Origin of the sequence: Mycolicibacterium arseniciresistens, from assembly GCF_030519285.1 — a bacterium.
In the GTDB taxonomy this organism is placed as follows: domain Bacteria; phylum Actinomycetota; class Actinomycetes; order Mycobacteriales; family Mycobacteriaceae; genus Mycobacterium; species Mycobacterium arseniciresistens.
The window spans coordinates 1-828 of the sequence record NZ_JAUMSQ010000564.1 but is presented as its reverse complement, the minus strand read 5'-3'; the positions used below and the strand labels follow the sequence as shown (position 1 = coordinate 828).

Below are 828 nucleotides of genomic sequence, written 5' to 3'. Positions count from 1 at the left end.
GCACCAGCAGCGGATGGCCCTGCGGTGACGGCCCCTGCGGCAACGACCCGCGAACGGTGAAGAACTCGCCGCGGTGGTCGACGCCGCGGCGCGGTCGGTCCGCGGCGGCATCGCGCCACAACGCCTGCACCACGTCGACGAACTCCGCGGCGCGGCGGTACCGCGTCGGTCGATCGGGGTAGTCGGCGAGACCGAAATTGCCTCCCGCCGAGGGAGAGTAGGTGGTGACGACGTTCCATGCGAGGCGGCCACCCGAGAGTTGGTCGAGGCTGAGCAGCCGGTGTGCGAGTTCGACGGGATCGTTGAACGTCGACGACAGGGTGCCGATGATGCCCAGATGCTCGGTCTCGGCGGCAACGGTGGCCAGGATGACGCTGGGCTCGAGGGCCTGCGACGGTCGCACGGCCGGGTGGTCGCGCAGGGCGGGTCCGTCGGCCAGGAACAGTGCGTCGAGCCTGCCGCGCTCGGCGATCCGCGCCATCCGCGCGTAGTACCCCGGGTCGGTGAACGCGGTCGGCGGCTCGGAGGTCCGGCGCCAGGCCGCGGTGTGGATGCCGAGGTTGAGGACGTTGACGTTGAGGATGACGCCACGGTCGTGTCGGGTCACAATCGGCCTCCCGGTTGGGGTGCACCGGCGAACGCAGGCCGGTGACTGGTCAGATCGGGCAGTGCGGGTGCAGGTAGGTTCAGCCGTTCCCGCAGGGTGGTGCCACGCGCGACGACGAGCTGGCCGCGACGGCGTGCGTCGGACACGTCGTCGAGCGCCGGCCCGAGGGTGCGGGCGGTCAGCCGCAGCAGCACTCCGACAGCGCCGGCGGTGCGGCTCAG

At 71.9% G+C, this 828-nt stretch carries 1 protein-coding gene and 1 pseudogene; both read right to left on the bottom strand.

The window, feature by feature from the left end; genetic code table 11:
• The coding region (locus Q2100_RS31510) for an LLM class flavin-dependent oxidoreductase (RefSeq protein ID WP_302917161.1) at positions 1 to 607 on the bottom strand (607 nt) is incomplete at its 3' end.
• A pseudogene (locus tag Q2100_RS31505) lies at positions 604 to 828 on the bottom strand (luciferase); the annotation flags it as partial. The gene Q2100_RS31510 and the pseudogene Q2100_RS31505, both read right to left, overlap by 4 nt.